This window comes from Nocardia abscessus (genome assembly GCF_015477775.1).
In the GTDB taxonomy this organism is placed as follows: domain Bacteria; phylum Actinomycetota; class Actinomycetes; order Mycobacteriales; family Mycobacteriaceae; genus Nocardia; species Nocardia abscessus_A.
In genome coordinates this window covers 198,172-220,384 of record NZ_JADLQO010000006.1, presented here as the reverse complement: position 1 = coordinate 220,384, position 22,213 = coordinate 198,172, and the positions used below count along the sequence as shown (strand labels likewise).

Below are 22,213 nucleotides of genomic sequence, written 5' to 3'. Positions count from 1 at the left end.
CGGTCCAGGAACTTCGCAGGCGGATACCGGACCATGAAGCCATGAGTGGCGCGTCCGTGCAGCAGACACCCGAAGCCAGGGTCCTGGTGGTCGACGACGAGCCGATGATCGTCGAACTGCTCGCCGTCAGCCTGCGCTACCAGGGCTTCGAGGTCGACACCGCGGCAGACGGCGCGCAGGCGCTGGACAAGGCGCGCACCTTCCGCCCGCAGGCGCTCATCGTGGACGTGATGATGCCCGGCATGGACGGCTTCGGCCTGCTGCGCAGGTTGCGCGCCGATGGGGTGGACGCGCCGGTGTTGTTCCTGACCGCGCGCGACGACGTGCAGGACAAGATCACCGGCCTCACCTTGGGGGCCGACGACTACGTCACCAAGCCGTTCAGCCTGGAAGAAGTGGTGGCCCGGTTGCGGGTCATACTGCGCCGCGCCGGGCATGCCGCTCGGCGGCGGGAGAGTTCGCGTCTGCGCTTCGAGGACATCGAGCTCGACGACGACACCCACGAGGTGTGGAAGGCGGGCGAGCCGGTCGCGCTCTCGCCCACCGAGTTCACGCTGCTGCGCTACTTCATGGTCAACGCGGGCACCGTGCTGAGCAAGCCGCGCATCCTCGACCACGTGTGGCGCTACGACTTCGGCGGCGAAGTCGGCGTGGTGGAGACCTACGTCTCCTACCTGCGCAAGAAGGTCGACACCGGCGATACCCGGCTGATCCACACCTTGCGCGGCGTCGGCTATGTGATGCGCGCGCCGCACCGTAAGAGCGGTACATGAGCCCGGGCCGGACCGTCACGGCGCGCGCGAAGATTTCCGGCCTGCTCTCCTCGGTCCCGCTACGCGTGACGTTGATGGTTCTGCTGGTGCTCACCGCCGGGCTCGGCCTACTGGTCTCCGGCATGGTGGTCACCTCGGCGCTGGAACAGCAGCTCACCGACCGCACCGACCAGCAATTGCGTGACGGCGCGATGGAATGGGCCAGGCGGGGGCCGCCACCGCCGGTGCTGCCTGCCGAACCACGCCACGCCCCCAGCCAGTTCTACGTGCGCGTGATACGCACCGATGGGCGCGCGTTCTTCCTGCGGGCGTTCGGTGTCGAGGACGCCGAACCCGATCTGCCGACCACGCCACGTTCGGGTCCGTACACGGTCGGCTCCACGGACGGAGGTCCGATCCGGTGGCGCGCGCTGACCGTGCGCACACCGGACGGCACCACGACCGTGGCGCTGCCGCTCACGCAGAACACCGACACCGTGCACCGGCTGGTGATGCTGGAGCTGATCGTCGGGGCGATCGTCCTGGCCGTGCTGGCGGTGATCGCGTACTTCGTGGTGCGCAGCAGTCTGCGACCGCTGCGCCGGGTGGAGAGCACCGCAGCGGCCATCGCCCGCGGCGACCTGCACCGCCGTGTCCCGGTGCGCGGCACGAACACCGAGGTCGATCGGCTGTCCAGGTCACTGAACGGGATGCTGGCGCAGATCCAGCGCGCGTTCACCGCGACCGCGGCCTCCGAGGAGGCGGCGCGCCGGTCCGAGGAGCGCATGCGTCGCTTCATCGCCGATGCCAGCCACGAGCTGCGCACCCCATTGACCACGATCCGCGGGTTCGCCGAACTGTATCGCCAGGGCGCCACGGACGATCCCGCCACTTTCATGGACCGCATCGAGCGGGAGTCCCAGCGAATGGGTGTGCTGGTGGAAGACCTGCTGACGCTCGCCCGCCTGGACGCGCAGCGCCCGCTGGAACTGGGCCCGGTCGACCTCCTCGCCGTGGCCAGCGACGCGGTGCACAACGCGCGGGCCGTGGTCGCCGCCGGGCACACCGACGGACCCGTCCGCACCATCGAGCTGACCATCGAGCCGGGCGAGGGGACGCTCGAGGTGGTCGGCGACGAGGCGCGACTGCGTCAGGTGCTGGGCAATCTGCTGAACAACGCCGTCACGCACACCGCGCCCGACGCGAAGGTGACGGTGTCGCTGACGCCCGCCCCCGATCACGTGCTGCTGGAGGTGGCCGACACCGGGCCGGGCCTGCCGCCGGAAGACGCCGAACGCGTCTTCGAGCGTTTCTATCGCGCCGACACCTCCCGCGCGCGAACCAGCGGCGGCACCGGGCTCGGCCTGTCCATCGTGCAGGCGCTGGTCACCGCACACGGCGGCGAGGTGGGCGTGCGGAGTTCGACCGAGGCCGGGACGACGTTCACGGTGCGGCTGCCACGCCGGGCGTCCTCGGAGTCGTCCTAGCGCCTCGGGCCGCGGTCTCTGCTCAGACCGGCGTGACCGCTTCGACCAGCCAGCGCGAGTCGGACTTCGTCAAGGCGACGCGCACGCGGCTGCCGGTGGTGGTGCCCTGCGGAGTGTCCTTGCTCGTCATGACCTGGTTGAGGAACAGCAGAACCTGCGCGTGCGAACTGTCGGCGGAGATGACACCGCCCGCCTGCGTCGTCGCGGTGACGGTGAGCTGCTTCTCCTTGGCGCCCGGCGCGATCTGCTTCTCGATCAGGGTCAGGTAGTCCGCGCGGAAGTCGCCGGTCAGGTTGTCGGCGGACTTGGGCAGCTCGGTGTCCACGGTCTGCGGGTTGTAGGTGAACATGGCCTCGACGGTGCGGCCCGCCGTCGCGACCGCGTCCTTGCGCGACTGCTCGGCCTGACGGTCGTCCCAGTAGCGGTATCCGTTGACGCCGCCGATCACCGCGGCCACGGCGACCACCACACCGAGGAGCGCGAGCAGGATCCTGCCTCGAATTCCGTTCATGGTGTGTCCTCTCTGGCATGAACGGGGCCTTCCGTGGTCACGCTCCGCTGCCGCCTCCAGGCCTGACCGTTCATGCAGTGTCCTCTCCGGCATGAACGGGGCCTTCCGTGGTCACGCTCCGCTGCCGCCTCCAGGCCTGACCGTTCATGCCACGAACTCCACATCGGATACGGTCAGCCCGGAATCACCGCGGGAGACGGTGACCCGGAACCGGTAGTACCTGGTCTGCGGCTCGGCTTGGCCGGCATTGGTCAGCGACTGCTTGGCGGCGACCAGCACCCGCCCGGAGCGATCGTCGTCGCTCTCCAGCGCGGCCTCCACGATCTCGCCCGTGGAGACGACCTTGGCCTGCTGCACGATGCTGGTGAACGGATCGACCCGGCCGTCGAACTCGGTCTTGAACTCGCCGGAGGCCAGCGAGAGGATCCGGTCGATGTCCTGCTTCGCCGAATCGGCGCGGATGGTGGTCAGGTTGACGATGGCCTGCCTGGCGGTCTCCACGTATTCCGCGCGGCGCTCGTCGCGTTCGTGCGCCGAGCGCGTCGCGAGCACCGAGAGGGTCGCGCCGCAGACGAGCGCGATGACCAACAGCGCGGCCGCTGCCATCGCGAGAATGCGCGAGACGCCGCGGCCCTTGCTCGGGGCGGGTTTCCGCTCGGTCGACGGCGCCTCGGAGTCCGGCGCGGCCTCGGCTTTCGCCAGGGCGACCGTCGCCTTGCCCGCGTCGGCGGTGGACGTGTCCGAGGCCGGTACCGGTTCGCCCGGAGGGTTCGACTCGGCCGCGACGGAACCCTGCCCCTTGTCCGCGACGGCGGTGCCCGTCGCGCGGGCGGCGGAAGCCGCAGGGGCCGAAGTCTTCCCGTCGCTGGTGGCCGCGTTCTCCTCGACCGGGGGCCCGGCCGAGCGCACCGCACGCCGCCGCGAGCGGTGACCTTCTCCGTTGCTCTCACTCATCGTTGCTGCTCCTCGAGCATCGCCTGCCAGCTCGACGGTACCGTGCCCGAACCGCCCGGTCCGATATCACCCTGTCGGTAGGTCCGCCCGTCGGTGCCGATGTACACGCCGGTGGACGGGTCGTACGCTCGCGCGGAGGCTGGTGTGCCGCCGCCGTAACTCGCCGGTGCGACAGCGGGGGGCTCGCCCGCGGACGCCGCCGCGGGCGCGACCGGCTGCGGCGGCCCGAACGGCGGGTTGTCGCCCAACGGAACGTACCCCGTCCGGCACAGTTCCGGCGTCGGGGCGCGCACACCGGGCACCTCGGCGCACGGCGTGTTGCGGATGCCGCGCACCGCCTCGGGAGCGTCCTGCGGCACCTTGCAGTACAGGCCCGGCGGCGTTTCCGGGGTGTCGTACTCGCTCGGCGAGCGCCGCTGGTCCGGCGGGAGGAAGCCGGTGGTGCACGCGGGCGGGTCGTTGACCAACGCCATGAAGTCGACCAAGGCGCCGTATTCGAGCGGGCCGCGTACCGCGGTCAGCAGCGCGGCGACCAGCGGCGGGTAGATCACCAGGATCTGCTCCAGCCCGGCGTGATACGTGACCGCGACCTGGCCGACGCTGACCAGGTTCGACAGCAGCAGCGGCAGCGTCGGACGCAGATCGTCGAACAGGTTGGTCACCCGCTGCATGGACGAGGGGCCCTCGCGCAGGATGCCGCGCAGTGCGGGGTCGTGGCCGCGCAGCTGATCGGTGACCGTCGCCAGATCGGCGGTCCAGGAACGGATCGCGGCGTCCGAGCGGATCTGGGTGTCCAGCAGCGGTCCGATCTGGTCGAGCAGCTGTTTGGTGGGTTCGGCGTTGGCCTGCGCCTCCTGCACCAGCAGCGACGCGGAGTCGATGAACCGCTGCAGGTCCGGTCCCGCGCCGTTGAAGGCGAGGAACGCCTCGTCGATGACCTGCCGCAGCCGGGTGTCCGCGACGCTCGACAGCAACCGGTCGGCCTGGTCGAGCAGCGCACCGACGTCTTGCGGCAGCTTGGTGCGCTCGACCGGGATCACGCTGCCGTCGCGCAGGTTCCCGCCCGTACGCTTCTCGGCGGGCACCAGGTCCACGTACTGCTCGCCGACCGCGGAGACGCTGCGCACCCACGCGTCGACGTCGGCGGGGATCTTGTAGTCGCTGCCGATGGACAGTTTCGCGTCGACGCCGACAGGGGTGAGCCGGACTTCCTTGACCACGCCGACATTCGTGCCGCGGTAGGCGACGTTCGCCGTCGGATAGAGACCACCGGTCGCGGCGAGCTGCACCGTGACCTCGTAGCGGCCGATGCCGAACATCGCGGGCAGCTTCACGTATGTGCCGCCCATGACCACCAAGCCGATCACCGTCAGCACGGAGAAGATGATCAGCTGGGTACGAACGAACCGGGTGAGCGTCACTGTCCCGGACCCCCTTGCGGCACGGTGTTGCCCGGCATGGGCACGGTCAACCCGGGTATCGCGGGCAGGCCGGGTATCGGCGGCAATCCCGGAATGGACGGCGGCGGCTGACTCGCCGCCGGAGGTGGCGCCTGCAACGGACCGGTGGCGGGGTCGCCGTTCTGCGCGGCCGTGCCCGGCGCGAAGCTCCCGAGTGCGCCTTCCACGCCGCCGAACCGCCCGCCCAGCGGTGTGCCGGTGAGGAAGTTCGAATCCAGCCGCTTACCGGTGATGTCCACGGTCATGAACAGATTCAGATAGTCGCCCTTGATGGCGTGGTCGAGGTTCTTCATCGGAAACGGGAAGGTGGCCAGGATCTTCAGCGCCTCGGTGAGGTTGTTGCCGGTGTCCGACAGCGACTTCAGCGCGGGCACGAGGCTGTTCAGGTTCGCCTTCAGGTCCTCGCCGCTGGCGGCGACGATGCGCCGGACGACGTCGCTGAGCTCGCCCAGCGCGCTGAGCGCCCGGGTGATGTTCGCCCTGCGGTCGGCCAGCACGGTCAACGCCGGATGGATCTGCTCGATGGCCGCAGCCACCACGTCGCGCTGCTGCGCCAACTGACCGCCGAGCCGGTCCAGTCCGCTCATGGCGGCGATGATGTCGCCGGTCTGGCGGTCCAGGTTGGTGGTGAGCTCGTTCAGCTGCGGCAGCAGGTCCCTGATGGCCTCCTCCCGCCCGGTGAGCGCGGAATTCAGTTCGCGGGTGATGGTTTCCAGCTGCGCCACACCGCCGCCGTTGAGCACCACCGACAGCGAGGACAGCACCTGCTCGGTGGTCGGAAAGATCCCGGCCCGCGCCAGCGGGATGACGTCGCCCGCCTTCAACCGACCTTCGGGGGCCTGATCGGTCGGCGCGGCGAGCTCGAGATGGTTGGACCCGAGCAAACTGGTCTGCCCGATCTTGGCGACGGTGTTCGCCGGCAGATGCACGTCCGGGTTCAGCATGACGGTGACCAGCGCGTGCCAGTCCTCCACCTCGATCTTCGAGACCGTGCCGACCGTCACGTCGTGCACGCGCACCGGCGAATTCTGGGTCAGCGTGGTCACGTTCGGCATCTGGATGCGCACTTCGTAGGAGCCGGGCGCGGTGCCCTCGGTGCCGGGCATCGGCAGCGAATTCAGTCCGTCCCACTGACAGCCGGAGACGCCGAGCGCCACCGCCAGCCCCACCGCGACGGCGGCGGTGCGGCGCAATCGCCGCGTCGGCATCATCGGACTCCTCCCGGAATGGCCAGTCCGGCGATGCCGTCGGGCACGCTCACCGGAGCGGGCTGCGGCTGCGCCGGCGTCTGGTTCGCCACCTGCCCGGCCAGACTGGGATCGGTGTACACCAGCTGATCGGGGAACGCGGTCACGCCGCTGGCCGGGTTGGTCATGATCGGCACGTAGTTCATGCTCAGGCTGTTGATCACCGGCGCCAGGTACTGCGCGCAGAGGTCGGCGCTGCGATCGGCGTCGTTGGTCTCCAGCGCGCGGACCGAACCGCACAGGAATCCGAGCGGGTCGGCCGGGTTGTTCAGCGCGATCGCGCCGGTCAGGGTGCCTTGGGCCGGTTTGTAGATCTGGTAGAAGTTCACCAGCGCGGTCGGGCCGGAGTGCAGGACCCGTTCCAGCTCCGGCCGCTTGTCCACCAGTACCTGGGTGGCGTCGGCCAGCCGCTGCACGCCCTCCGTGAGCTCGGCGCCGCTGCCGTCGATGAACCGGCGCACGTCGACGATCGCCGCGTCCAGATTGTCCAGTCCCGCACCGAGGTCCGTGGAGACTCCGGCCAGCACCGACGACACCGAGGCCAGCCGTCCGCCGAACTGCACGATCTGCTCGTTGCTCGCCGACAGCACCTCCACGAACTTCTGCAGGTTGCGCACCGTGCCGAACAGGTCGGTGCGGCCGTCCGACAGCGTGCTCAACGTGGCCGACAGTTCGCGCAGGGTGTCGCGGAACCGCTGCCCGTTGCCGTCGAGGTTGTCGGCGGCGGTGTCGACGAAGCGGCCGAACGATCCCTGCTTGTCGTCGCCGACCGGGCCGAGCGCGGTGGCCAGCTTGGACAGCTCCGCCTTGATGTCGTCCCATTCGACCGGCACCGCGGTGTGCTCGATCGGGATCACGCTGTCGTCGGCCAGCTTCGGGCCGCCGGTGTAGGCGGGCGCGAGCTGGATGAAGCGTGCCGAGACGAGCGAAGGCGAGATGATCACCGCCTTCGGATCGGCGGGCACATCGATGCCGCGATCGAGGGTCATCGTCACCTTCACCCGGTCCGCGCCGGGTTCGATCGCGTCGATCCGGCCGACCTTGACGCCGAGCACCCGCACGTCGTCGCCCGCGTACAGGCCGGACGTGGACGGGAAATACGCGGTGACCTTGGTGGTTCCGATCCGGGTCAGGCCCGTCCACGCGACGGCGACCACCAGCGCCGCGACGACCACCGCGGCCGGCACCAGCGCCCAGCGGGGCAATTTCCGTACGGCGTTCAGCATGTACATGCCCCCAGACGCAACTCCCTCGTCGTCGAGGCCGAACTATCGAGGGCTCGAGACGGGTAAGGGATGGACGGGTAAGGCCCTCTCATCGCGGCGGCTCCTGTATCGCGGGTTCGATCGACGGGGGCGGCGTGAGGTAGCTCTCCAGATCGTTCGGCAGGTGTTGCGGCCACACCAGCGCGTCCACCAGCGGCTGGAGCGTCTTGCTCGCGGCGTTGACCACGTACGCCTGGAAGTAGGGGCCGCTGCCGACCTGTTCGCCCAGGGCGGCGGCGAACGGGCCGAGCCCGTCCAGTGCGTCGGCGAGGTTCTGCTTGTTCCGCTGCAACAGCGCCACCACCGAATTCAGCTTGTCGAGCGCGGGCCTGAGCTGTGCCTCGTTGTCGGCGACCAGGCCGGACAGCTGCTGGGCCAGCCCGTTGACGTAGACGATCAGCTGCCCGAGCGCGGTGCGCCGCCGGTCCAGTTCACCGAGCAGTTCGTTGCCGTCCAGCAGCAGCGCGTTGATCTGGTTGCCGCGGTCGGCGAGGATCTTCGTGACGTTCTGCGCCCGCTTCAGCAGATCCGTCAGCGCTTGGTCGCGCGCGTTGATGCTGCGCGAGAGCGCGGTCACGCCGTCGAGCGCCGAGCGCAGCGGCGCCGGTGTGTCGGCGAACGTTTCCGAGAGCACGTCCAGGGTCTGGTCGACCCGGTCCAGGTCCAGGTCGTGCACCGTGCCCGCCAGGTCGCTCAACGCCTCGTTGAGCGAGTAGGGCGAGGTGGTGCGCTCGAGCGGGATGGTGTCGTCGGTGCGCAACGCGCCGGGGCCGGACGGCGTCACCTCGAGCGACTTGCGGCCGAGCACCGTGTTGGTCTTGATCGCCGCGGAGGTCTTCTCGCCCAGCACGATCGATTCCGCGAGGGTGAACCGGACGAGCACTTTCGCGCCGTCCAGGCCGACCTTCTCGACCCGCCCGGAGCGCACACCCGCGACCTGCACCGGGTCGCCGGGAAGCAGGCCGCCCGCGTCGGCGAAGTAGGCGGTGAACGTCGCGCCGGAACGGATGAACGGCAGCCGGTCGAATTGCAGTGCCGACAGCGCCACCGCCACCGCGAGCACGAGGCCGACGATGCCGATGGTGATGGCGGGTGATCGCTGCTCGTTCATCGGTTGTCCGCACACCTTCCGGTCGTCTGCGCCCCGGGCATGTTGATCTTCATCGTCTGTCCGTTCGGGCCGTCCACCAGGAAGTTCGTCGAGCAGACGTAGAGCTGGAGGAAGGAGCCGTATGCGCCGATGCGGATCAGCTGGCGATAGGTCGTCGGCAGCCGTTCCAGGACCCACTCGACGGTGTCCGACCCGGCGTCGAGGTTGGTGGCCAAGCGACCGGTCTGCTCGATGGTGCCCTGCAGGTCGGGGCGAGCCTGGGCGAGCAGGTCGGTCAGGTCGCCGGTGGCCCCGGCGATCCGCGGGATAGCGTCGCCGATCTGGTCCTTGTCGGCCGCCAGTCCGCTGATCAGCCGCTGCAGTTCGGCGATCGTGGTGGCGAATTGGTCGCCGCGCTGATCGATGGTCTGCAGCACCGCGTTCAGGTTGTCGATCACGCTGCCGATCAGCGCGTCGCGGTCCGCCAGCGTCTTGGCGAAGGACCCGCCGCTGTTGAGCAGGGCCACCAGCGTGCCGCCTTGCCCCTGGAAGATCTGCAACAGCGCGTTGGTCAGGTCGTTCACCTGACCGGGGTCGAGGCCGCGCAGCAGCGGCCGGAAACCGCCGAGCAGCATGTCCAGGTCGAGTGCGGGCGCGGTCTGCTCTTCGACGATGGTGCCGCCGGGCTGCAGCACGCGGTTGGAGCCGGGCCCTTCGGACAGCTCGAGGTAACGGTCGCCGACCAGGTTCTCGTACCTGATCGCCGCACGGGTACTGGTGAGCAGCCGGTACTTGCGGTCGACGTCGAACTCGACGTGCGCCAGGTAGTCCTTGCCCACCTTCACCGAGGTGACCGAGCCGACCGGCACGCCCGCGATGCGCACCTTCGCCCCGGGCAGTACACCCGAGGAACTGGTGAAGACGGCGTGGTAACCGTGCTCCCGTGCGAAGCGCATCTGGCTGAACACGACCGCGAGGCCGGCGAAGATCAGCGACATCACGAGCGTGAAGATGGCCAGTTTGACGGTGGTCGCGGTGTTCTTCACGGGCGCGGCACCCCCGGCAGTCCGGCGAACAGGATCTGGAAGATCTTCGGCGGATTGACGGTCAGCGTCGTCGACGGCGTGTACACATGCCCCTCCGAGGTGTCGGTGACGACGTAGTCCGCGTGGCTGCCCGGCTCCCGGTCCAGTAGGCCCGCGCACTGCGGGCCGCCGGTCGCGTTGACCTTGGGCAGATCCTCCGGGTAGGTGTACGGCTTCGCGCCGTACATGAAGCCGGTGTTCAGCGCCACGCCTTCCTGTAGACCGCCGAAGACCGCCTCACCCAGCGGCAGCGCCTTGCCGAGGCCGCCGATCAGGCAGTACAGCGCGGGCGCGTATTCCTCCAGCAGCCCGGTGGTCGGGCGCAGCAGATCCAATGCCGTGCCGAGCTGGTTCTCGTTCTCGCGCAGAACAGCACCGGTGGTGTCGGCCAGCCCGGTGAGATTCACCAGGACGTTGTCGAGGCTGTCCTGCTCCTGGGCCAGGGTCTTGCTGGTGACCGTGAAGTTGTCCACGGTGCGCAGCAGGTCGTTCACCGTGTCCGCGTACAGGTCGGTGACCTCGCCGGTCTTCGCCAGATCCTGTTGCAGCGTGGGTAGATAGGGGTTGATGTCGCGCAGGTAGGCGTCGCTCTGCTCGAGCAGCTCGCCGAGCTTCTGCCCACGGCCCTGCAGGGCCGTGCCGAGGGCCGACAGCGTCGCGTTCAGCTTCTCCGGCTCGATCTTGGCGAGCACATCCGACAGGTGCTGGAACAGCGTGTTGAACTCGACGGTCACCCGCTGCGCGGTCAGGGTCGCGCCCGACCGCAGCGGTGTGGACGACGGCTGTTGCGGGACAACGAAGTTGACGTACTTCGCGCCGAACACCGTGGTGGACCTGATGTCGACGTCCGCGTTGGACGGCACCAGCCGCAAGAGATCCGGATCGAGGGCCAGTTTCAGTCTAGCGCCCTCGTCGGTGTGGTCGACGGACGCGACGCGGCCGATCTCCACACCGCGGACCTTCACCTTGGCGTCCGGGTCGAGTACCAGGCCGCTGCGCGGCGCGTCCACCGTCACGGTGGCCGTCGGCGTGAACCCGCCGACGAACATGATCAACGCGACCGCGACGATCGCGACCAGCGCCAGCACCATCGCGGCACCGGCCAGTTTCAGGCCGAGCCCGCCGCGCAGCGCCCGCACGAGGCCGCTTTCCGTTTGCTTCGATTCCGCCATGTCGCTTATCCGGAGAGATGGAAGTTGCCGGAGGTGCCGTAGATGGCCAGCGAGATCAGCAGGGTCACCATGACCACCGCGACCAGCGAGGCGCGCACCGCGTTGCCCACCGCGACGCCCACGCCGACCGGCCCGCCCGCGGCGTTGTAGCCGTAGTAGGTGTGGATCATCATCACCGCCAGGGCCATGAAGATCGCCTGGGCGAAGGACCAGAGGATGTCGCTCGGGATGAGGAACGTGGAGAAGTAGTGGTCGTAGACGCCCGCCGACTGCCCGTAGATCACCACGGTGGCGAACCGGCTGGCCAGGAACGAGGCGATCACCGCGAGCGCGTACAGCGGGACGATCGCGATCATTCCGGCCAGCACGCGGGTGCCGACCAGGTAGGGCACCGGCCGGATCGCCATCGACTCCAGCGCGTCGATCTCCTCGGCGACCCGCATCGCGCCCAGTTGCGCGGTCGAGCCCGCCCCGATGGTGGCGGCCAGGCCGATGCCGGAGATCACCGGCGCCGCGATCCGCACGTTGATGAACGCCGCGAAGAAGCCGGTCAGCGCCTCGACACCGATATTGCCCAGCGAACTGTAGCCCTGCACGGCGATGGTGCCGCCCGCGAAGAGGGTGAGGAACCCGACGATCACCACCGTGCCGCCGATCACCGCCAGCGCGCCGCTGCCCATGCTGATCTCGGCGATCAATCGGATGGTCTCGGTCCGATAGTGCAGCAGCGCCCGGGGAATCGCCCCGATCGCCTGGGCATAGAACACGGCATGCTTGCCGAGCGAATCGAGCGAGTCCGACATCCGGCGCATCCGGCGCACGGTGCGGGGAAAGCGGGATTCGATAACGAAGGCCATCGCGTCACCGCGCCGTGAACTTGATGCCGACGGCGGTGACCACCACGTTCACGACGAACAGGGCCATAAAAGCGAAGACTACGGTCTGATTCACCGCATCACCGACACTCTTGGGACCACCTTTGACATTCAGGCCCAGATAACAGGCGACCAGTCCGGCGATCAGCCCGAACAACCCGGCTTTCACCTCCGAAATGATCAGCTCGGGCAGATGGGTGAGCAGCGTGATGCCATTGACGAACGCGCCGGGGTTCACGTCCTGCAGATACACCGAGAACAGAAATCCGCCGACTATGCCGATGGTGCACACCAGGCTGTTGAGCATCAGTGCGACGAACATCGAGGCGAGCACCCGGGGCACCACCAAGCGGTGCACCGGATCGATGCCCAGCACCCGCATCGCGTCGATTTCCTCGCGGATGGTGCGTGCGCCCAGGTCGGCGCAGATCGCGGTGGCGCCGGCCCCCGCGACGATGAGCACGGTGACGATCGGACCGACCTGGGTGACCGCGCCGAAAGCCGCGCCGGCTCCGCTGAGGTCGGCCGCGCCGATCTCGCGCAACAGAATGTTCAGCGTGAAGCTCACCAGCACGGTGAACGGAATGGCCACCAGCAATGTGGGCACGATCGAGACCCGCGCGATGAACCAGGACTGGTCGATGAACTCCCGCCATTGAAAGGGTCTGCGCACGCTGGCGCGTGCGACATCGGCGGTGAGTTCGAAGAATCCACCGACGGCCCGCAACGGCACGGCAAGGACCTCGTTCATCCGCGATCCTCCTTGCTCAACCGGCGTACACAGCACACGGCGCGAATCAACCGTGGCCGCACCGCCGGAACGATTAGAACATGTTCACCGTGTTGCCGGTAGCATTTTTCACACTTTTGAAGTGCAATTTTTCGAAATATCGGCATATAAATTTGGAACCGGTGTCAGTGGGGAAAGATCCCACCTTTGTGAGGTAGGACATAACCCGTCCCTATGTCTACCAAGCGCCGATCCCATGATCAACAGTTGGACAGCTGATCAGTAGCGCACCGGCGGCGAGCCGCCGCGGCTCACCCCAGCTCGGTCAGCGAAGATGCCGAGAAGGTTCGGCCGTCCGGACGATCGGCGAAGTAGCCGCCCAGCGTGTCGGCCAGGTCCTGGGCCGACCACTGCCCCGCGTCCGCGTCGAACCGGCGTTCTACGACCGGCGCGGCCATGAGTGCCACCATCCCCCCGTAGACGACGAACAACTGCCCGTTCACGCCCTCCGCCGCCGGCGAAGCCAGGTAGGCGACCAGCTGGGCCACGTGATCGGGCGACAGCGGGTCCACCCCGCCCTCCGGAGCGGGGCTGAACACCGCCTCGGTCATCGCGGTTCGCGCCCGCGGCGCGATCGCGTTGGCGCGCACCCCGTAGCGGGACAGCGCCCGCGCGGCGGAGAGCGTCAGCGCGGTGATGCCCGCCTTCGCCGCGCCGTAGTTCGCCTGACCCTCCGGGCCGAGCAATCCGGCCTCCGACGAGGTGTTGACCAGCCTGCCGTAGACCGGCGCGCCCGCCTGCTTCGACTTGCCGCGCCAGTAGGCGGCGGCATTGCGCGACAACAGGAAGTGACCGCGCAGGTGCACCGCGAGCACGGCGTCGAAGTCTTCGTCGGACATGTTGAACAGCATCCGGTCGCGGGTGATGCCCGCGTTGTTGACCACGATGTCGACCGACCCGAAGGACTCCTCCGCGGTGCGGATCAGCGCATCGGCGGTCGCGCGCTCGGCGATACTGCCCGCGACGAACTCCGCCTTGGCACCGAGCGCCCGGATCTCACCCAGCGTGTCGGCGACCGCGTCCGACTCCGAGAGGTCGTTGACCACGACCGACGCGCCCGCCCCGGCCAGCGCGAGCGCTTCGGCCCGCCCAAGTCCGGCGCCGCCGCCGGTCACGATCGCTACTCGGCCCGCCAGGCTCAGATCATTGCTCACGCGGCCGACTCTAGAACGTGTTCCAACTTACGGCAAGGGTCGCTCACTGCAGACGCAGCGCCGCCTTGGGGCACTGCGCCACGGCGTCCTCGACATCGGCGAGCCGATCGTCGGGCACGTCGGCGTTCGCGATGTGCAGTACGTCCTCGTCATCGAGTTCGAACACGTCGGGGGCGATTCCGACACAGATTCCATTCGCTTCGCACTGATCCGGATCGACACTGATCTTCATGGCAACTCCTTTACCACCGCTCTGGCCGAAGCCTAACAAGCCGATCCGCTCCACCGGGGCGGCATCGGGGGGATTCGGTATCAATACTGGAACATGTTTCAGTCCATATGCAATGATCGGGGGAACCCGATCCAACGAAGGCTCGGTCCTATCCGCCCCGCCGACTCCGCAAGCTCCGTCGGCCGACCATCCCCCATGAGGTATTGCCATGCGCATTGCGTACACGCCGCAACAGGAGCAGCTGCGCGCGGAGTTGCGCGACTACTTCGCGCGGCTCATCACTCCCGAACGCAGGGAGGCCCTGAGCGCGCAGACGGGCGAGTACGGGCAGGGCAACGTGTACCGCGAGGTGGTTCAGCAGATGGGCCACGACGGGTGGCTGGCGCTGGGCTGGCCCAAGGAATACGGCGGCCAGGACCGCCCCACGATGGACCAGTTGATCTTCACCGACGAGGCCGCGATCGCGGGCGCGCCGGTGCCGTTCCTGACCATCAACTCGGTCGCGCCCACGATCATGCATTACGGCAGCGAGGAACAGAAGAAGTTCTTCCTGCCCAAGATCGCGGCCGGTGAACTGCACTTCTCCATCGGATACTCCGAGCCGGGCGCGGGCACCGACCTGGCCAGCCTGCGCACGACCGCGGTACGCGACGGCGACGACTACGTGATCAACGGCCAGAAGATGTGGACCAGCCTGATCGCCTACGCCGACTACGTCTGGCTGGCGGTGCGCACCGATCCGACGGCCAAGAAACACAAGGGCATCAGCATGCTCATCGTGCCGACCACCGCCGAGGGCTTCTCGTGGACGCCCGTGCACACCATGGCGGGGCCGGACACCAGCGCCACCTACTACCAGGACGTCCGGGTGCCCGCGAGCGCGCTGGTCGGCCAGGAGAACGGCGGCTGGGCGCTGATCACCAACCAGCTCAACCACGAGCGCGTCGCGCTGACCTCGGCCGCGCCGCTGGCGCTGGCGCTGCGCCAGACCGTCGAATGGGCGAGCGACACCAAGGCCGGCGACGGCTCCCGCGTGATCGACCGGGAATGGGTGCAGCTCAACCTGGCCAAGGTGCACGCCAAGGTCGAATACCTCAAGCTGCTGAACTGGGAGATCGCCAGCCGGGCCGACGCGGGCGGCGACGCGGCCCCGCGGCCGTGGGACGCCTCGGCCTGCAAGGTGTACGGCACCGAGCTGGCCACCGAGGCCTACCGGTTGCTCATGGAGGTGCTCGGCCCGCAGGCATACCTGCGCCAGGACTCCCCCGGCGCGCAACTGCGCGGACGCCTGGAGCGGATGCACCGCGCCGCACTCATCCTCACCTTCGGCGGCGGCACCAACGAGGTGCAGCGCGACATCATCGCCATGACCGCCCTCAAGCAGCCGGCCGCTGCGCGCTGATCGAAAGCAGGGACCCCACCATGGATTTCACCCCCACCGAAGCCCAACTCGATCTCGGCCGGCTGACCGGCGAGGTGTGCGGCAAACTGGTCACCGCCGATCGGCTGCGCGAGCTCGACAACAGCCGGGGCGGCGCGGCGGGAGCGGACACCGAGCGGTTCGACCAGCCCCTGTGGAGCTCGCTGGCCGAGACCGGTGTGCTCGCGGCGGCGCTGCCCGAGGCGGTCGGCGGCAGTGATCTCGGCGCGCTCGAGCAGACCGCCATCCTGCGTGAGCTGGGCAAGCATCTCGCGGCCGTGCCGTATCTGTGGTCGATCGTGCTCGGCGCGGGCGCGCTGGCGCGATTCGGTGATGCGGCGCAACAGGATCTGGCCACCCGAGCGGGCGCGGGCAGCGTCATCCTCACGGTGGCGCTGGCCGAGGAACGCAACTGGGAACCCGCCACGCCGACCACCACCGCCGTGGAGACCGCCGACGGCTGGCGGCTGACCGGCGCCAAGACCACCGTGCCCTTCGCGAACCGGGCAGAGCGAATTTTGGTGCCCGCCACGGTGTCCGGGGCGACCGCGGTGTTCCTGGTCGATCCCGCGACGGCGACGGTGACTCCGCAGCAGGTCGTCGACCGCAGCCCGGAGTTCGCGGTCGAACTCACCGATACGCCCGCCGAACTCGTCGGCGCCGTCGCCGACGGCGCGGCGATCCTGGACTGGATCCTCACCCGCGCCTGGCTCGGCCTGAGCGCCTCGCAGCTCGGCACCCTGGAACGGGCGCTCGATCTGGTCGCCGAGTACGCCAGGGAGCGTGAGCAGTTCGGCAAGGCGGTCGGCAGCTTCCAGGCCGTCGCCCAGCGGCTCGCCGACGCCTACATCGACGTCCAGGGCCTGCGCCTGGCGGTGACCCAGGCGGCGTGGCTGCTGTCGGAGGACCTGCCCGCGGCCGAGGCGGTGCACACCGCCAAGTTCTGGGCCGCCGACGCGGGCCACCGCGTGGCGCACACCGTCGTCCACGTGCACGGCGGCGTCGGCATCGACCGCGACCACATCGTGCACAACTACTTCACCGCCGCCAAGCACAACGAGTTCGCCCTCGGCGCGAGCACCGACCACCTCCGCGCCCTCGGCGCGTTGCTGGCCACGTAACCGCATCCGAACGATTCGGCCCGCACGGCGTCCTGCCGCGCGGGCCGATGTGCGTCTCGTAGCGTGTCAGCTCTCGAACTTCGCCATATGCTCTGCGATTGCCGGTACGTCCAACACACCCTGACATACATCGAGCACGAACTGCTCAGCGTCGTCGACGTCGAAGCGAGGGTCCAGCCGATGACCGTTCATCTGCAGGAAAACCCAGCTGGCATACCACGCCAGTCGCTTGTTGCCGTCAACCAAGCCGTGGTTGCGGGCGATCGACTCCATCAGCGCGGCGGTCTTCTGCCATACATCGGGGTAGGCATCCTGTCCGAACACGCTGGACTGCGGGCGCGCCAGAGCGGAGTCCAGCAAGCCGTAGTCGCGCACCGTCGGAGTGCCCAACCGCTCCGCGAGATTCAGCAACTCGGGTAGCGTCAGGTACTCCATCAGGCCAGCCTCCGGTTCAGCTCCTCACTGACGCGCAGGACATGATCGGCTGCCTCATTGAACAGTCTGGAATGCTCGTTGATCGCCTTGATCACAGCATCGTGGACGAACTGCTGCATACTGCGGCCCTCAGCCTCCGCACGTTCGCGCAAGGCGCCCAGTTCCTCGTCGGAAAATCGAATGTTCAGGCCGGCCATAGCCATATAGTACTACGTGGTACCACCCGATACCGCTCCACTCTCAATCGGCCGGAATCGACGTCAGATAGCGCTGAAGGGTGGGGCCGACCTCGGCGATGATCTGGTCTCGGGTCAGGGCGACGACCGGGGGCAGGCGCAGAACGTAGCGGCACAGAGCCAGGCCCAGCATCTGGGTGACGATCAGGCCACCCCGGCGGGGGGCGTCGGCGGGATCGCCGAAACGCAGGACGGCGGGCAATATCTGCTCGGCGAAGATGGCGCGGACGCGTTCGGCGACCGCCTCGTCGGTGATCGATGAGCGCAGCAGAGTCAACAGCACCTCCTTGTTCGGCTGTCCTTCCCAGATTTCGAAGAAGCGACGCACCAGCAGCTCGCCCAGGGTGTCCGGCTCCGCGGAGCCGAGGTCGGGCAGATCCAGCCGCACGTCGACCGCGGCCGCGAAGAGCCCGTCCTTGCTGCCGAAGTACCGCATGACCATGGACGGGTCGATGTCGGCGTCGGCGGCGATGGCGCGGATGGTCGCCTTGCGAAAACCCTCGGCGGCGAACCGTGCGCGGGCCGCCTCCAGAATCGCCGCACGCGTCGCTTCCGAACGGCGAACGGGGGCTTGATCAGGCTCAACGGTCATGCCAACAAGTGTAGGCCAACAACTGTTGACTTCCCAGCCCAGCCGGGGCTACGGTTATGCCAACAAACGTTGGCCTACAAACGTTGACTTGAGGAGTTCCGATGAACGCCACGCCGAACCCGCTGCCCGCCACCACCTCCGTCGTGATCGTGGGCGCGGGCCCCGCCGGACTCACCGCCGCCATCACGCTGGCCGACGCTGGCGTGGATTTCGTCCTGCTGGACCGGCTGAGCGAAGGCGCGAACACCTCGCGGGCCGCGGTCGTGCACGCCAGGACGCTGGAGGTGCTCGAGGAACTCGGCATCGCCGACGAGTTGGTCGCCTCCGGTGACGTCGTCGCGCGCTTCACCGTGCACGACGGCGGCCGCACGCTGGCCACCATCGACTTCGACGGCCTCCCGACGCGATACCCGTACACCCTGATGACGCCACAGGACATCACCGAGGCGGTGCTGCTGAAGCGGCTGCGGAAGGCGGGTGGCGACGTGCACCGGCTGTACACGGTCAGCCGGGTCGCCGAACAGAACGAAGGCGTCACCGTCGAATACACCGACGCCGCTGGCACGCCGGGCAGCATCCGCGCCGATTACGTCATCGGGACCGACGGCATGCACAGCGTCGTCCGGGAACAAGCCGGCATCGGGTTCACCGGCGCCACCTACCCGGAATCCTTCGTCCTCGCCGATGTGCGGATGGACTGGCCGATCCCGCGCGACGAAGTGGCCCTGCATCTCTCGCCGGAGGGGGTCACCGTCGTCGCGCCGCTGCCGGACGAGAACGAGCCGAACCGCTACCGCGTGGTCGCCACTCTGGAAACGGCGCCCGAGCACTCGACCGTCGAGGACGTCCAGGCCCTACTGGACGCACGCGGCCCCGGTGGCGCGGTACGGGTGCACGAGGTGCTGTGGAGCTCGCGCTTCCGCGTGCACCACCGTGTCGCCGACCGCTACCGCAGCGGCCGCATCCTGCTCGCGGGCGACGCCGCCCACGTGCACAGCCCGGCGGGCGGCCAGGGCATGAACACCGGCATCCAGGACGCCGCCGCCCTCGGTCCTTTGCTGGCCCGCGTATCGGCAGGCGAGCCGGACATCCTGCTGGACGACTACGAGACGATCCGCCGCCCCGTCGCCCTCGGCGTCGTCTCGTTCACCGACCGCATGACCAAGATGGCGACCCTGCGTCAACGCCCCGCCCGCGCCCTGCGCAACCTGATCCTCACCACCCTGGCCCGCGTTCCCGCCTTCCGCTACCGCCTCGCCTACCAGTTGGCCGAACTCGCCAACCGCTGAAGGACGCGAGGGACTTATTTCGCGCTCGCCACCGCGTGGTCGTCGGCGGGGCGAGACTGGGTTTGTTCCTTGGCCCAGCGGTAGTCGGGCTTGCCCGCCGGGGAGCGCTTGATCTCGTCGACGAACCACAAGCTGCGCGGGAGTTTGTACGGTGCGATCTCTTGGGTGAGCATGGGGCGCAGCTCCTCCAGGGTGGGGCGGGACTCGCCCCGGCACTGCACGACCGCGACCACCCGCTGGCCCCAGCGCTCGTCCTCGATGCCGACCACGAGCGCGTCGAAGATCTCGGGGTGCGTCTTGAGCGCGCCCTCGACCTCCTCGGGGTAGATCTTCTCGCCGCCGCTGTTGATGCTGACCGAGCCGCGGCCGAGCATGGTGACCGAGCCGTCCTCCTCGACCCGGGCGAAGTCGCCGGGGATGGCGTAGCGGATCCCGTTGAACTCCTTGAAGGTCGCCGCGGTTTTCGCCTCGTCCTTGTAGTAGCCGAGCGGGATGTGCCCGCGCCGGGCCAGGATGCCGACCTGGCCGGAGCCGGGCTGCACCGGATCGCCGTTCTCGTCGAGCACGTCGGTGGAGGCGTCGATCTTCACGCGCGGCCCCCCGGTGTGCGTCGCGCCCTTGGCCACGATGGCGATACCGCCGAAACCGGTCTCCGACGAGCCGATCGAATCGGAGATCATCCGGTTGGGCAGCAGCTCGAGGAACTGGTCCTTGAGCGCGGGCGAGAACAGCGCCGCGCTGCTGGCCATCACGTACAGGCTCGAAAGGTCGTAGGGCTGCCCGGTCTCCGGGTTGCCCTCGATCAGCGCGTCGAGCATGGGGCGCGCCATCGCGTCACCGGTGATGAAGATCAGGTTGATCTTGTGCTTGTCGATGGCCCGCCACACCCCGTGCCCGGAGAACTCCGGGATCATCACGGCCTTGCCGCCGCCGAACAGGCTGTGGAAGGTGGCCCACTGCGCGCCGCCGTGGATCATCGGCGGAATCGGGAAACGCGTCATCGGCGGGCTGCCCGCGCCGACCTTCGCCAGTTCCCACTCGTCCTTGACGTATTCGCCGGTGATGAAGTTGATGCCGGCGCCGAGCACGCGCCACACGTCCTCCTGACGCCACATCACGCCTTTGGGCATGCCGGTGGTGCCGCCGGTGTAGACCATGTACAGGTCGTCCGGGGAGCGTTCGCCGAAGTCGCGCTCACCCGAGGACTGCGCGAGCACCGTCTCGTAATCCGCCGAATCCGCTGCGGTGGGAATCGTGCCGGTCGTATCGTCGTCGACGACGACGACCGTGCGCAGCTGCGGAGTCTTCGGGCGCACGGCCGCGACCCTGTCGCTGTAGCGCCGCTCGTGGATCAGCGCGACCATGTCCGAGTTGTCGAAGATGTATTGCAACTCGTTCTCGACGTATCGGAAGTTCACGTTGATCATCACGGCCCGCGCCTTGAAGATCGCGACCATGGCCTCGACGGCCTCGATCGTGTTGCGTGAGTAGATGCCCACCTTGTCGCCCGGCTGAACTCCCTGTTCTTGCAGGTAATGGGCGAGTTTATTGGCCCGCTCCTCCAACTGGGCGTAGGTGACCTCGCGGCCGTCGTCGGCCAGCGCGACGCGGTCGGGCATCAGGTCGATGGCATGTTCGACAAGGTCCGCTATGTTGTAGCTCACAGCCTTAAAAATAGAACGTGTTACTGTTTCTGACAAGGCTCGAAGTCAGGAGATATCAGCGATGCCGCACTGCCTCATCGAGAAGCGCGACCATGTCCTCATCGTCACCATGAACCGGCCCGAGGCGCGCAACGCGCTGTCCGGGGAGATGATGGCGATCATGAAGGACGCCTGGAACCAGGTGGACGACGATCCGGACATCCGGGTGGCGATCCTGACCGGCGCGGGCGGCGCGTTCTGCGCGGGCGCCGATCTCAAGGGCATGACCTCCGAGCACCCCGGCGACACCATCGACGGCGGCGGCTGGAATCCGGCCAAGCTGGAGGCGCTGCTCAAGGGCCGCAGGCTGACCAAGCCGCTGATCGCGGCGGTCGAGGGCCCGGCCATCGCGGGCGGCACCGAGATCCTGCAGGGCACCGACATCCGAGTCGCCGGGGAGAGCGCGAAATTCGGTGTGTCCGAAGCGCGATGGGGACTGTTCCCGCTGGGCGGCTCGGCCGTGCGGCTGGTCCGCCAGATCCCCTACACCATCGCCGCGGAGATCCTGCTCACCGGCAGGCACCTCACCGCGGCCGAAGCCAAGGAGATCGGCCTGATCGGGCACGTGGTGCCGGACGGCACGGCACTGGACAAGGCCCTCGAGATCGCCGGGCAGATCGCCGCCAACGGCCCGCTCGCGGTGCAGGCCATCCTGCGCACCATCCGGGAGACCGAGGCCATGCCCGAAGAGGACGCCTTCCAGATCGACGCCGAGCTCGGCATGACGGTGTTCCGCTCGGCCGACGCCAAGGAGGGCCCGCGGGCGTTCGCGGAGAAGCGCAAGCCCTCTTTCACCGGAAGCTGACGATGCTGAGGATGCTGACGAGAGCCCGACGCCCCCGGTGCGCGTACGCATCGGGGGCGACCCCTCGCCGGGCTCAGTCGGCGCCCGGGTAATCCATCCAGAACGGCTCCCACTGGTGGCCGTCCGGGTCGATGAAGGTGCGGCCGTGCATGCCGACCTGCGCCTCCTGCGCACGCTTGTCCTCGTTCACCTCTTCGGTGCCGCCTGCCGCCAGCGCGGCGGCGGTGAGGCTGTCGACCTCGGCGGCGCTGCCGAGCGCGAGCGCATACGCGGCGTTGATCGCCGCCGTGGTGTCGGCGACCGGCCGCTTGCTGAAGGTGGTGAAGAAGTCCTTGATGAGCAGCATCAGGCAGATGTTGTCGTCGACCACGATGCAGGCGGCGTTGTCGTCGGTGAATTCCTGGTTGACCTTCCAGCCCAGCGCTTCGTAGAACGCCTTCGACCGGTTCAGATCGGCAACCGGGAGATTGATGAAGATCATCTTGCTGCTCATGGCCTCTTCCTCTCGAGCAAGTCCGTTTCGTATCACCGGATATGA

The 22,213-nt window shown here is 68.3% G+C and carries 23 protein-coding genes; 6 read left to right on the top strand and 17 right to left on the bottom strand.

From position 1 onward, the window contains the following. Positions 1–41 precede the first annotated feature (41 nt). On the top strand, positions 42–773 hold the full coding sequence (locus tag IU450_RS18190) for a response regulator transcription factor (protein ID WP_195150939.1): 732 nt from the start codon (positions 42–44) through the stop codon (positions 771–773). Further along, a complete protein-coding gene (locus tag IU450_RS18185; RefSeq protein ID WP_195150938.1) occupies positions 770–2,239 on the top strand; it encodes a sensor histidine kinase in 1,470 nt (489 codons plus the stop codon). The genes IU450_RS18190 and IU450_RS18185 overlap by 4 nt, the downstream gene beginning before the upstream one ends. A 22-nt stretch (positions 2,240–2,261) precedes the next feature. Here IU450_RS18185 and IU450_RS18180 read toward each other — a convergent pair whose 3' ends face one another. The 12 genes from IU450_RS18180 to IU450_RS18125 form a co-directional block, all read right to left on the bottom strand. After that, a complete protein-coding gene (locus IU450_RS18180) occupies positions 2,262–2,750 on the bottom strand; it encodes a h domain protein (protein ID WP_195066673.1) in 489 nt (162 codons plus the stop codon). A 144-nt stretch (positions 2,751–2,894) separates the two neighbouring features. Then, positions 2,895–3,704: a hypothetical protein gene (locus IU450_RS18175; RefSeq protein ID WP_195150937.1), complete on the bottom strand. Its 810-nt coding sequence runs from the start codon at positions 3,702–3,704 to the stop codon at positions 2,895–2,897. Next, positions 3,701–5,125, bottom strand: coding sequence for an MCE family protein (locus IU450_RS18170; protein ID WP_195150936.1), 1,425 nt, complete (start codon positions 5,123–5,125; stop codon positions 3,701–3,703). The genes IU450_RS18175 and IU450_RS18170 overlap by 4 nt, the downstream gene beginning before the upstream one ends. Then, on the bottom strand, positions 5,122–6,375 hold the full coding sequence (locus IU450_RS18165; RefSeq protein WP_416382882.1) for an MCE family protein: 1,254 nt from the start codon (positions 6,373–6,375) through the stop codon (positions 5,122–5,124). The genes IU450_RS18170 and IU450_RS18165 overlap by 4 nt, the downstream gene beginning before the upstream one ends. Beyond that, positions 6,372–7,643 carry an MCE family protein gene (locus IU450_RS18160; RefSeq protein WP_195150934.1) on the bottom strand — a complete coding sequence of 424 codons (1,272 nt, stop codon included), beginning with the start codon at positions 7,641–7,643 and terminating at the stop codon, positions 6,372–6,374. The genes IU450_RS18165 and IU450_RS18160 overlap by 4 nt, the downstream gene beginning before the upstream one ends. A gap of 82 nt (positions 7,644–7,725) precedes the next feature. Then, complete coding sequence (locus tag IU450_RS18155; protein ID WP_195150933.1) at positions 7,726–8,787, bottom strand: MCE family protein; 1,062 nt, start codon at positions 8,785–8,787, stop codon at positions 7,726–7,728. Further along, positions 8,784–9,812, bottom strand: a complete 1,029-nt coding sequence (locus IU450_RS18150; RefSeq protein ID WP_195150932.1) for an MCE family protein — start codon at positions 9,810–9,812, stop codon at positions 8,784–8,786. The genes IU450_RS18155 and IU450_RS18150 overlap by 4 nt, the downstream gene beginning before the upstream one ends. Then, positions 9,809–11,023: an MCE family protein gene (locus IU450_RS18145; RefSeq protein ID WP_195150931.1), complete on the bottom strand. Its 1,215-nt coding sequence runs from the start codon at positions 11,021–11,023 to the stop codon at positions 9,809–9,811. Before IU450_RS18145 ends, IU450_RS18150 begins: the two co-directional genes overlap by 4 nt. Before the next feature lie 5 nt (positions 11,024–11,028). Continuing rightward, on the bottom strand, positions 11,029–11,880 hold the full coding sequence (locus IU450_RS18140; RefSeq protein WP_195150930.1) for an MlaE family ABC transporter permease: 852 nt from the start codon (positions 11,878–11,880) through the stop codon (positions 11,029–11,031). Between the two features lie 4 nt (positions 11,881–11,884). Then, the gene (locus IU450_RS18135) at positions 11,885–12,649 is read right to left on the bottom strand and encodes an MlaE family ABC transporter permease (RefSeq protein ID WP_181718959.1); all 765 of its coding nucleotides are present in this window, start codon (positions 12,647–12,649) and stop codon (positions 11,885–11,887) included. Positions 12,650–12,939: 290 nt separating this feature from the next. Then, on the bottom strand, positions 12,940–13,842 hold the full coding sequence (locus tag IU450_RS18130) for a 3-oxoacyl-ACP reductase (RefSeq protein WP_195150929.1): 903 nt from the start codon (positions 13,840–13,842) through the stop codon (positions 12,940–12,942). 43 nt (positions 13,843–13,885) lie between these two features. After that, positions 13,886–14,074: a ferredoxin gene (locus IU450_RS18125; protein ID WP_043686375.1), complete on the bottom strand. Its 189-nt coding sequence runs from the start codon at positions 14,072–14,074 to the stop codon at positions 13,886–13,888. Positions 14,075–14,282: 208 nt separating this feature from the next. On the opposite strand from IU450_RS18125, the gene IU450_RS18120 reads away from it, so the two are divergent. Together IU450_RS18120 and IU450_RS18115 are read left to right on the top strand one after the other, a co-directional pair. Then, a complete protein-coding gene (locus IU450_RS18120) occupies positions 14,283–15,476 on the top strand; it encodes an acyl-CoA dehydrogenase family protein (protein WP_195150928.1) in 1,194 nt (397 codons plus the stop codon). 20 nt (positions 15,477–15,496) lie between these two features. Continuing rightward, entirely contained in the window at positions 15,497–16,615 is a 1,119-nt protein-coding gene (locus IU450_RS18115; protein WP_195150927.1) for an acyl-CoA dehydrogenase family protein, read from the top strand. A gap of 66 nt (positions 16,616–16,681) precedes the next feature. Here IU450_RS18115 and IU450_RS18110 read toward each other — a convergent pair whose 3' ends face one another. From IU450_RS18110 to IU450_RS18100, 3 genes are read right to left on the bottom strand one after another with little or no spacing between them, the layout of a single operon-like run. Beyond that, complete coding sequence (locus IU450_RS18110) at positions 16,682–17,053, bottom strand: type II toxin-antitoxin system death-on-curing family toxin (protein WP_228834784.1); 372 nt, start codon at positions 17,051–17,053, stop codon at positions 16,682–16,684. Continuing rightward, entirely contained in the window at positions 17,050–17,247 is a 198-nt protein-coding gene (locus IU450_RS18105) for a hypothetical protein (RefSeq protein WP_195150925.1), read from the bottom strand. The genes IU450_RS18110 and IU450_RS18105 overlap by 4 nt, the downstream gene beginning before the upstream one ends. Positions 17,248–17,290: 43 nt before the next feature. Then, positions 17,291–17,878, bottom strand: a complete 588-nt coding sequence (locus IU450_RS18100; RefSeq protein WP_195150924.1) for a TetR/AcrR family transcriptional regulator — start codon at positions 17,876–17,878, stop codon at positions 17,291–17,293. Positions 17,879–17,979: 101 nt separating this feature from the next. Between IU450_RS18100 and IU450_RS18095 the strand changes: the two genes are divergently transcribed. Then, complete coding sequence (locus IU450_RS18095) at positions 17,980–19,167, top strand: FAD-dependent monooxygenase (protein WP_195150923.1); 1,188 nt, start codon at positions 17,980–17,982, stop codon at positions 19,165–19,167. A gap of 14 nt (positions 19,168–19,181) precedes the next feature. Here IU450_RS18095 and IU450_RS18090 read toward each other — a convergent pair whose 3' ends face one another. Next, positions 19,182–20,831 (bottom strand): acyl-CoA synthetase, encoded by a 1,650-nt coding sequence (locus IU450_RS18090; protein WP_195150922.1) that lies wholly within the window; start codon positions 20,829–20,831, stop codon positions 19,182–19,184. Between the two features lie 61 nt (positions 20,832–20,892). On the opposite strand from IU450_RS18090, the gene IU450_RS18085 reads away from it, so the two are divergent. Next, positions 20,893–21,675 (top strand): crotonase/enoyl-CoA hydratase family protein, encoded by a 783-nt coding sequence (locus IU450_RS18085; protein WP_195150921.1) that lies wholly within the window; start codon positions 20,893–20,895, stop codon positions 21,673–21,675. A 73-nt stretch (positions 21,676–21,748) separates the two neighbouring features. Here IU450_RS18085 and IU450_RS18080 read toward each other — a convergent pair whose 3' ends face one another. Then, a complete protein-coding gene (locus IU450_RS18080) occupies positions 21,749–22,168 on the bottom strand; it encodes a VOC family protein (RefSeq protein ID WP_195150920.1) in 420 nt (139 codons plus the stop codon). Between the last annotated feature and the right edge of the window lie 45 nt (positions 22,169–22,213).